Source organism: Aliiroseovarius conchicola (assembly GCF_041403445.1).
GTDB classification, from domain to species: domain Bacteria; phylum Pseudomonadota; class Alphaproteobacteria; order Rhodobacterales; family Rhodobacteraceae; genus Aliiroseovarius; species Aliiroseovarius conchicola.
The window spans coordinates 1-8,526 of sequence record NZ_JBGEHL010000031.1; the positions used below are offsets into that span (position 1 = coordinate 1).

7 protein-coding genes and 3 pseudogenes are annotated in these 8,526 nt (G+C 56.3%); 1 reads left to right on the forward strand and 9 read right to left on the reverse strand.

Annotation, left to right across the window (positions count from 1 at the left end; genetic code table 11):
• Positions 1 to 222: 222 nt before the first annotated feature.
• The 4 genes and pseudogenes from V6N04_RS19085 to V6N04_RS18725 form a co-directional block, all read right to left on the reverse strand.
• Positions 223 to 985: pseudogene (locus V6N04_RS19085) on the reverse strand (IS110 family RNA-guided transposase); the annotation flags it as partial.
• A gap of 222 nt (positions 986 to 1,207) precedes the next feature.
• Positions 1,208 to 2,332 (reverse strand): ABC transporter permease, encoded by a 1,125-nt coding sequence (locus V6N04_RS18715; protein ID WP_371171694.1) that lies wholly within the window; start codon positions 2,330 to 2,332, stop codon positions 1,208 to 1,210.
• Positions 2,329 to 3,252: a heme ABC exporter ATP-binding protein CcmA gene (gene ccmA, locus V6N04_RS18720; protein WP_371171695.1), complete on the reverse strand. Its 924-nt coding sequence runs from the start codon at positions 3,250 to 3,252 to the stop codon at positions 2,329 to 2,331. The genes V6N04_RS18715 and ccmA overlap by 4 nt, the downstream gene beginning before the upstream one ends.
• The gene (locus V6N04_RS18725; protein ID WP_371171696.1) at positions 3,249 to 4,199 is read right to left on the reverse strand and encodes an HlyD family secretion protein; all 951 of its coding nucleotides are present in this window, start codon (positions 4,197 to 4,199) and stop codon (positions 3,249 to 3,251) included. The genes ccmA and V6N04_RS18725 overlap by 4 nt, the downstream gene beginning before the upstream one ends.
• A 367-nt stretch (positions 4,200 to 4,566) precedes the next feature.
• Here V6N04_RS18725 and V6N04_RS18730 point away from each other — a divergent pair, with 367 nt between their 5' ends.
• A complete protein-coding gene (locus tag V6N04_RS18730; protein ID WP_371171697.1) occupies positions 4,567 to 4,947 on the forward strand; it encodes a TetR family transcriptional regulator C-terminal domain-containing protein in 381 nt (126 codons plus the stop codon).
• A 345-nt stretch (positions 4,948 to 5,292) separates the two neighbouring features.
• Here the strand turns inward: V6N04_RS18730 and V6N04_RS18735 are convergent.
• From V6N04_RS18735 to V6N04_RS19090, 5 genes and pseudogenes are all read right to left on the reverse strand, one after another.
• Positions 5,293 to 5,658: pseudogene (locus V6N04_RS18735) on the reverse strand (transposase); the annotation flags it as partial.
• A 212-nt stretch (positions 5,659 to 5,870) separates the two neighbouring features.
• On the reverse strand, positions 5,871 to 6,446 hold the full coding sequence (locus tag V6N04_RS18740) for a COG3904 family protein (RefSeq protein ID WP_371171698.1): 576 nt from the start codon (positions 6,444 to 6,446) through the stop codon (positions 5,871 to 5,873).
• 14 nt (positions 6,447 to 6,460) lie between these two features.
• The gene (gene tnpC / locus V6N04_RS18745; protein ID WP_420883468.1) at positions 6,461 to 7,759 is read right to left on the reverse strand and encodes an IS66 family transposase; all 1,299 of its coding nucleotides are present in this window, start codon (positions 7,757 to 7,759) and stop codon (positions 6,461 to 6,463) included.
• A gap of 75 nt (positions 7,760 to 7,834) precedes the next feature.
• Positions 7,835 to 8,173, reverse strand: a complete 339-nt coding sequence (gene tnpB / locus V6N04_RS18750; RefSeq protein ID WP_371171701.1) for an IS66 family insertion sequence element accessory protein TnpB — start codon at positions 8,171 to 8,173, stop codon at positions 7,835 to 7,837.
• A gap of 240 nt (positions 8,174 to 8,413) precedes the next feature.
• Positions 8,414 to 8,526 (reverse strand): annotated as a pseudogene (locus tag V6N04_RS19090) (IS200/IS605 family transposase); the annotation flags it as partial.

Below are 8,526 nucleotides of genomic sequence, written 5' to 3' on the forward strand. Positions count from 1 at the left end.
GACGACACGCTCCCGAATATCCAGTGATAGCGATTTGCCCATGATCCACCTCCAAATATGGTGAATCACAAAATCCGCATCGTCGGAATCCCACCGATTCAGATTTCAAGGACGGCGCTCTAGGGGTCTCGCAGGTTTTCCTGATCCGGATCTTTTCGATCATTTGCCCATACGGATCATGCATTCCTCACATCCCAACGTGCCGAAGCCGGATGTCTTTGCTTACATCGCGGCACTCGGATTCCGATATGTTTCCCCTTTGACCGAGATTGCCCAGATCATTCGTGCCATTTTGTTGGCAAGTGCAACAGCTGCCACCATCCGCGTTTTACGCGCCAACAAGCGCCCCAGCCATGAGTTTTCCGGAATTCCCGTCATAAGCCCAGCTTTGATGACCGACATTGCACCAATGATCAGCAATCTTCGAATGTCTTTCTGTCCCATCTTGGACGTTCGTCCCAGTAGTTGTCTCCCGCCTGTAGAATGCTGCTGAGGAACCAAGCCGAGCCAGAGCCTTGATCGCGATACCCAGCTCAGCCACTTCCTTGTTGAGATGTTCAATTTGATCGAGATAAATCTGTCCTGCGAGGACAAGGCTGTCAGGCAGTCTATCCTTGGCCTTCTCCAGATACTGGGCTAATCGGTCGATGTTCTTGATCCCCTTGGGCACCACAACGCCGAACTCAGCCAAATGTGCCCGAAGGGCGTTTGCAGCTTGCGTCCTTTGCCGGATCAACATCTCGCGTGTCCGAAACAACATAGCCTGAGCCTGTTGTTCTTTGGTTTTGACTTCAACAAAACGCATGTTTGAACGGGCCGCGGCTTCAGCTATGGCTTCGGCGTCAGCCGCGTCATTTTTCTGGCGCTTCACGAACGGTTTAACGTAGGCAGCTGGGATAAGCCGAACATCATGGCCGATCGCCTGCATTTCCCGAGCCCAATAATGGGCACTTCCGCACGCCTCCATGGCGACCAGACAAAGGGGATGGTCCGCCGTTGACACCGTCTCCGTGGGTACTTCCTCTCTATGTGGTGGCTACAAAGGAGAAAATGTCGGAGAATGGCGACCTTAGGTCAAGAAATCATCATGTTCACATATTGTTCCACCTAATGCGCGTCTGAGTGTGTTCGGCCCCCTCAGGCCAAATATGATCGATTTTCTGGATCTTAGAGTTGCGGTTCCAGGCTTTTGCGCAGCGGCGGCAATTCAGTCCAGCGTCCGGCGGAACCGGAGCAGGGACAGAACTGACAGGACTAATACGAACCCGCCAAGCGCCAAGAACGACCCGGATACGGTTCCCACGTCGGCTCCCTTCAGCATGACCGATCTAATCAGGCGCAGGAAATGGGTCAGCGGAAATATCTCTCCGAGGTACTGCGCCCAGAGCGGCATGCCCCGGAACGGAAACATAAAGCCGGACAACAGCAACGAGGGCAGGAAAAAGAAGAACGTCAGCTGCAGGGCCTGCATTTGTGTTCGGGCTACGGTTGAGATCAGATAGCCCAAGATGACTAGGGCAAGGACAAAGACAAAAACGCCAAAGAGGATCAGGGCCAGACTGCCCACAAAGGGAATTCCAAAGACCATCCGGGCCGCCAGTAACACCACGGCAATCTGCACCGCGCCGACAGCCAGATAGGGCACAACCTTGCCCAGCATGATCTCCAGCGGGGTGGCAGGCATGGACAACAGATTTTCCATGGTACCGCGTTCGGTCTCACGCGTAAGGGCTATGGCCGTCATCATGACCATAGTCAGCTGCAGGATAACACCCAACAGGCCGGGAACGATGTTGTATTGGGTTATGCCTTCTGGGTTGTAGCGACGGTGCACCAAGATTCCTGGGCCGGACAGCGCGGTCACACTGGCGCCAGCCTCGCGTTGCAAGGCTTCAGCCGCAACAGTGCCAAGCGTCGAAATCGCACCGGAGGCAACCGAGGGGTCGGTCGCGTCGGCCTCGATCAGGACGGTTGCACGTTCGTTGCGCTCTATCCGGCGACCGAAATCTGCTGGCACCGTCACTACAAAGGCTACATCGCCGCGTGCGATCATTTCCTCTGCTGCGCGCGCTGTCACGTTCGGCGCGATGAAACGATAGTATCCGGTTAGCTCAAGCGCCGAAACCATCGAGCGGGTGAAGCGGTCCTGTGTCGGCGCCACAAGGGCTGCAGGCAATTCCTTGGGGTCGGTGTTGATCGCGAAACCGAACAGCATGAGTTGGAGAAGCGGTATCGCCAGCATCATCGCAAAGGTCACGCGGTCACGACGCATCTGGATCATCTCTTTGGCCAGAAGCGCCCACAATCGTCCCAAGGAAAAAAGGCCCGTCATTGCATGTTATCCTGCGTGCCGCCCATCAATTGGATGAACACATCCTCAAGACTGGTCTCGGACTGGGCAACCTTGGTGCCCCGCTCCTTGGCAACCCGGCCCACGACCTTGCGCAGCGCATCAGCGTCTTGTCCGACAACATGCAATGTCTGGCCAAATGGCGCGACCTGATTGACGTCGGGCGCGCGTTCCAGGTCGCTTGCAGCACCGGCGACATCGCCACCTGACAGCACCAGCGTCGTCAGTTTCGCGTTGCGCACCACATCTTCTACGGTGCCTTGCGCCACCAGCTTCCCGTAAGAAATATAGCCAATCCGGTGACACCGCTCGGCCTCGTCCATGTAGTGCGTGGATACCAGAACCGTCATCCCACTCTGTGCAAGCGCGTGAATCTCATTCCAAAAATCGCGCCGTGCCTTTGGGTCTACACCAGCTGTTGGCTCGTCGAGGATCAACAGTTTGGGGCGGTGCATGATGCAGGCGGCAAGCGCCAGCCGCTGTTTCCAACCACCCGACAGTGCCCCTGCCAATTGATCCCTGCGACTGGTCAGGCCCAGGTTTTCCAAAGTGTCACGCACCGCAGCGCGCGTACCCTTCATCCCATAGAACCGCGCAACAAAGCGTAGGTTTTCCGCAATCGTCAGGTCTTCGTAGAACGAAAACCGTTGTGTCATGTACCCGACCTTGCGCTTGATGGCCCGCCGCTCGGAACGGATATCATGACCCAGGACACGACCCTCGCCGCTATTCGGCTCCAATAGGCCGCACATCAGCCGGATTGTTGTTGTCTTCCCCGACCCATTGGGACCGAGAAAGCCCATAATCTCGCCCGCAGCGACATCCATTGTCACGGCATCAACGACAGTTTTGTCGCCAAAACGCTTGGTCAGGTTTCTGACCGCGATCGCGGTCGCACTCACGGTTCTGCCTGAGGCAGCGCAACATCCACAATCTGCCCTGGTTTCAGAGCACGGCCGTCCTCCGGTCGTGCTTCGACCAGATAAACCAGTTTTTGCCGATTTTCGAGCGAGTAGATCACCGGTGGCGTAAACTCCGCTTCGTCCGAAATATAGGTGATACGGGCTACCAGATTATCGGTGCACCCATCGCAGCTCACATTTAGTATGTCTCCGACAACGACCCTGGAGAATGCCGTTTCCGGCACGTAAAGGCGCAGTTGCACTGCGCCGTCACCAAGAACCGACAGGATCGGCGCGGTAGGTCCCGCGATTTCGCCACTGGTCCGGATAACATCAAAGATGGTGACGGGTTCTGCAAGGGTCAGCGTACGTTGTTGGAGATTCCACACCGCACCGTCTCGTGCAGCCAGCGCACCTGCGACCGCTGCTTCTGCCAAAGCGATGGCTTCGGGTCGGGCCGGCAACCGGGCCACAGAAAGCTCTGCTTCGAATTGCGCAACACGCGCCGATGCAACCTCTGCCGCTGTGATGGCGTCATCCCTCTGTGCGTCTGTCGCTACCCCGCGCGTTGCAAGACTGACGACCCTTTCGCGGGTGTGATCCGCTTCGGCTGCCTGTGCGCGGGCGGATGCCAGGTTTGCTTCGATCACATTGATCTCCTCGGGGCGTTTGCCTTCGCGCAAGTCTGCGAGGTGACTCTGCGCTTGCACAAACATGGCTTCGGCTTCGGCTACCGCAATTTCAGCATCGCGTCGTTCCAGTTCGACCAGCACGTCACCAGCCTCTACCCTATCCCCGCGGGAAACGGCAATTTTGGTGATCTGTGCCACGGCAACCGGCGCAACAAGGGTGAAACGTCCTTCGACGTACCCCGTGGCAAAGGACTCCGGCGCAGCGCAAGCGCCGAACAACGCTGCTGCTAGAGGAAGGCTACACAGAAGGCTCATAGTCGCGACCTTTCAATACTGTCCTGCACATTGGCGGTGACGATGTCTGTGATCACCTCGTTCTCGTGTTTCCCGATATGATCCTGTTGATTTCTGCTGAGAGGTGACCCGGTATTTTCACCGAGATTTGACCCGCCCCTATTTGTATCGCAGCAGTTATGTTGCGGTCAATGTTGGCGTCTCCTTCCGCCTTTTTCTTTGCCGCCACGGAACTGGCTTTGAGGCGATAGCTGCCATTGCATCTGGCCAATCATATTGCCACAAAATCACGGTGATTGCGGGTCGAGCCGATTATGTTTGCAGGTCGTTACATATAGCAGTGCGATGAAGTACTTTCGAAGCAGCACGAGATACGTTTCGCGATGAAATGGCACGTGCGTCATCTCCTCTCGTCCGTCTTGCCGACCACATTCGGTCATATGTAAACTTACCAACCGATCACCCCGGGAGGCAGGTTTGCATGCTTTTGAAAACCATCGTTGATACTCAGACAACTGAACCTGCGCTTTCTCGTCAAGCTAGAGAACATCTCCGCGATATTCGTGCTCAGATTTCAGTCATATTCGACGAAGCCAAGCGACAAGGCGAACTTCCTACTGACGCCGACTGCAGCCGGTTAGCACAGCGATTTCAAGCAAACCGGAATGCGTTGCGGGTGGAGTTACATCAGAACGATGGAACAGATGACCTGTCCGTTCTGGCCGACGACATGGCCAATGAAGTCGAGAGACTTCGCCATAGCAGTTGATGCAGTCCAGGCATTTTTGGTCCAAAGACGAAGACCGGACCTTCGCCGCCGAGCAGAGTTCCTGCACTATGGGCTTCTGTGTTTGCCGCCCGGGATGCAAGACGTTTCTGACTGTCTGGAGGTGTGATCGAGTGCGGTCTTCTGTCAGGCTTCATTGTGCGGCATTTTCAGAAGCCGCGGGCCGGTATGGTGATCAGCGGTATGGGTCCAAATCTCTCTGACGAACTCGCGGTTCTGAGCCCAAAACTGGTTTTCCCAATCCAGATCTGTTCGATCGTTTCGCCCATTCAGGTCATCGTCTTCTCACTCCCAGTTTCCGGCTTCAGATTGCGCCGCCCTCAATTCTCAGGCAGCCGCAGTCTTTGCCGGATCTCGATAATCTTCTTCCTTTGTCAGAATGGCCCAAATGGTCCGCGCCATTTTGTTTGCCAGTGCGATTGCGACAAGCATCATTGGTTGGCGCTTCAACATGCGATCCATTCATGAACCGTCCTGACAGGGTTTGCGGCCTGTCCAGGCAATGCGTGTCATTGCGCCAATGATAAGCAGCCGGCGGATGTCGACCTGTCCTGCCTTGGAGACCTTGCCGAGCCGCTCTTTGCCACCTGATGAGTGTTGTTTGGGCACCAGACCTACCCAGGCGGCAAAGTCTCGTCCGCATCGAAAGATATCCATGGGCGGTGCAAAGGCTTCGACCGCCATTGCCGTTAACAAGCTGTATCATCGCCCCGCGGGCGGGCATGCGCGACACGCCCATCTCTTCCGCACTGTCCGCGTCTAACCAGTTCGTGAGCCGTGCAGCGAACGGCAAGTGCCGCGCTTGCATCCTCCCTGTTTTCTTCTGTTGATATGCCGTTCGCACGGTATCCGTCCGGTGAATTCGCGTATTTTTCCGATACCCGAGTGAAGTGGATCAGTTTGCTTTATTGTGTTGCCAGTTCGAACCTGAGGATTTCGCGCTCTGACATAATGTGTATTCCGTCTGCTGGCGCTGCATATATGGTAAACCAGTAGAACTCATCGGAGCCGAGCATATCTTCGATATAGCGCCTGTTTTGTTCGTGTTCGGGCGCACTACGTAGATAGTCATAGGCATCTCGGGATCCGTCAGACCAGGAATGTACACCGATTACGGCTCCGGGTTCGATTGTCCTGCGAACTCCTGCCAGGAATAGATCAACACCACCGGAATGGATTTCACTATCCGCCCGAAGATAGGTGTTCAGTCCAAGTTCACGCACTCTATAGGCGAGGGCAATCATCGTGTCGTCGTCTAGTGACCCCGGAACTTCGAGTTCAACAAGGGTTGTGATTTGAGGATTGTCTCGGTAGATTTCTTCGAACTGGCCGAGCGTTTTACTATTGATCTCACCAGTCATCAGCAAAGTTGTTCCCTGTACTTGGAACTCAGTTGTTTCGATCATGTTGAGAGCCGTGACAGCAATCATCTCACATGCGGAAAGAGCGCAAATAGACAGCATTATCAGGAACTTCTTCATTTTGGTTGCGCCTTCTAAGCAAACTGCCACCGCATGAGTTCGTCGATACGGTTGATCTTGTGATCTGGAAGGCGTTCGAGCACCCATTTGAGCCAGGCTTCTGGATCGACGTTGTTCATCTTTGCGGTCTCGATAAGTGTGTAGGCGATGGCGGCGGCTTTGCCACCCCCGACGGAGCCCATGAAAAGGTAGTTCTTGCGGCCCAGTGCGATGGGGCGGATACTTCGCTCGCAGATGTTGTTGTCCAAGTCCAGCCGCCCGTCGCTGAGATAGGGCCGTGTTTTGGGCATGCGTTTCAGAGCGTAGCGGATCGCCTCGGCCAGTTTGGTTTTGCCCGAGAGCTTGGGCAGTTGCGCTTGTAGCCAGGTCTCCAGCTCATCGAAGACAGGCTTGGCCTTCTCTTGCCGCAGGGCAACCCGTTCCTCTGGGGGTTTGCCCTTGGCTTCCTTCTCTACATCATAAAGATTGCTGATCAGCTGGACGGCTTCTTTGGCAATTGGCGCGCCGGTGCGTTCGGCTTCATCGTAGAACTTGCGGCGCACAGGCACCATGCAGGCCTGCTTGTTCGCGGTCTCTCTCGAGCCGGTGGCGTTCGAGCGCTCACCCTTGTCTTCTCCAAACAACCCATTGAAGCCCGGATAGCCGTCGGCATGCACGGTTCCGGTATATCCGGACAGGTGGTTGACGGGATGTTCGCCCTTACGATCCGTGCTGAACTGATACCAAGCGCAAGGTGGGGCATCCCCACACCACGGGCGTTCGTCACGGACATAGCTCCATAGCCGCGCGGTCGGGGTCTTTTTGGGCTTCAGCTTGCTTTGCAGTTTGATCGGCATGTCATCGGCAAAGAGCGCGGGGCCTGCCCTGACCAGCTTGCCGATGTGATCGGCCAGTGGTTCCAGCAGCGCAGTACTGCGCCCCACCCAGTCGGTCGGGGTGGAGCGGTGCAGATCGACCTTCTCGCGAGCGAAGATTTTGGATTGCCGATCCAGGTGTTCGGGCAACGGAGTGCGGTTGTGCTTGCGCTTGGGGCGCGGGGTTTTGGCGGTGACGCCATCGTCCTTATCACCGGCATCTTGCTCAGCGTGCTGCGCATCAGCGGCGGCTTCGATCTCCTGGTCGTCCTCAAGATCGAGTGCCAGTTGGTTGAGACCCTCGGATTTGGAGCCGAACCGCGCCTTGCGATGGCTGTGAAATTCCGCCTTCAGCTTCTCGACTTGGTAAGTAAGAGATGTGATCTCCTCGCCCATTTGAGAGACTAGGCCCTTCAACTGGGCAGGGTCGACAGGCAAAGATATGATCGCATCCAACATGGGCGATTTATACCGGATCGCTCCATCAGACGGAACGCTAACCGCGCCTTGGTACATGTTTTATTGGGCGGTGCGCTATCCTACCGTCGTTGGTCTCCAGGTTTTCTGCTGCATACGCCAGTCGATCCCTTCCAGCAGCATCGATAGCTGGGACGGGCTCAGGCTGACCTTGCCATCCTTCGCGGCAGGCCAGACAAACCGTCCGCGTTCCAGACGCTTTGAGAACAGGCACGCCCCTTGCCCATCCCACCAGATGATCTTCAACAGATCACCCCGCCGGCCACGGAACACAAAAATGTGCCCGGAGTACGGGTCTTCTTCAAGAACCTGCTGTGCCTGAGCGGCCAGCGTATTGAACCCGCGCCGCATGTCTGTGACCCCGGTGGCCAGCCAGACCCGCATGTTGCTCGGCATCAGCCCTTCCACAAACGCCAGCACAGCCAACAGGGCCGTCGTGCCTTCCACCAATATCCGTCGACCATCCGACAGCGTGATATCCACCCGCTGTGCTGAAAGCGGCGCGCCGGAAACAGTCGGGCGCGCGCGCAACTGTGGCAAGGGTGAAGGCGAGGCAATGCATGGAATAAGAACCCGGAACGTGTCAACGGCGGCGTAAAATCCTGGCATTGGAACCAGGGCGTGGGTACTGAACGACTACCGGCTGGCGCCGGTAGGATCGGCGATGTGATTTTCCAAGTACTGAAGTACGATGTCCTCTGTGATGGCACCGTTGGTGGTCGAGAAATACCCACGGCCCCAAAATCGCC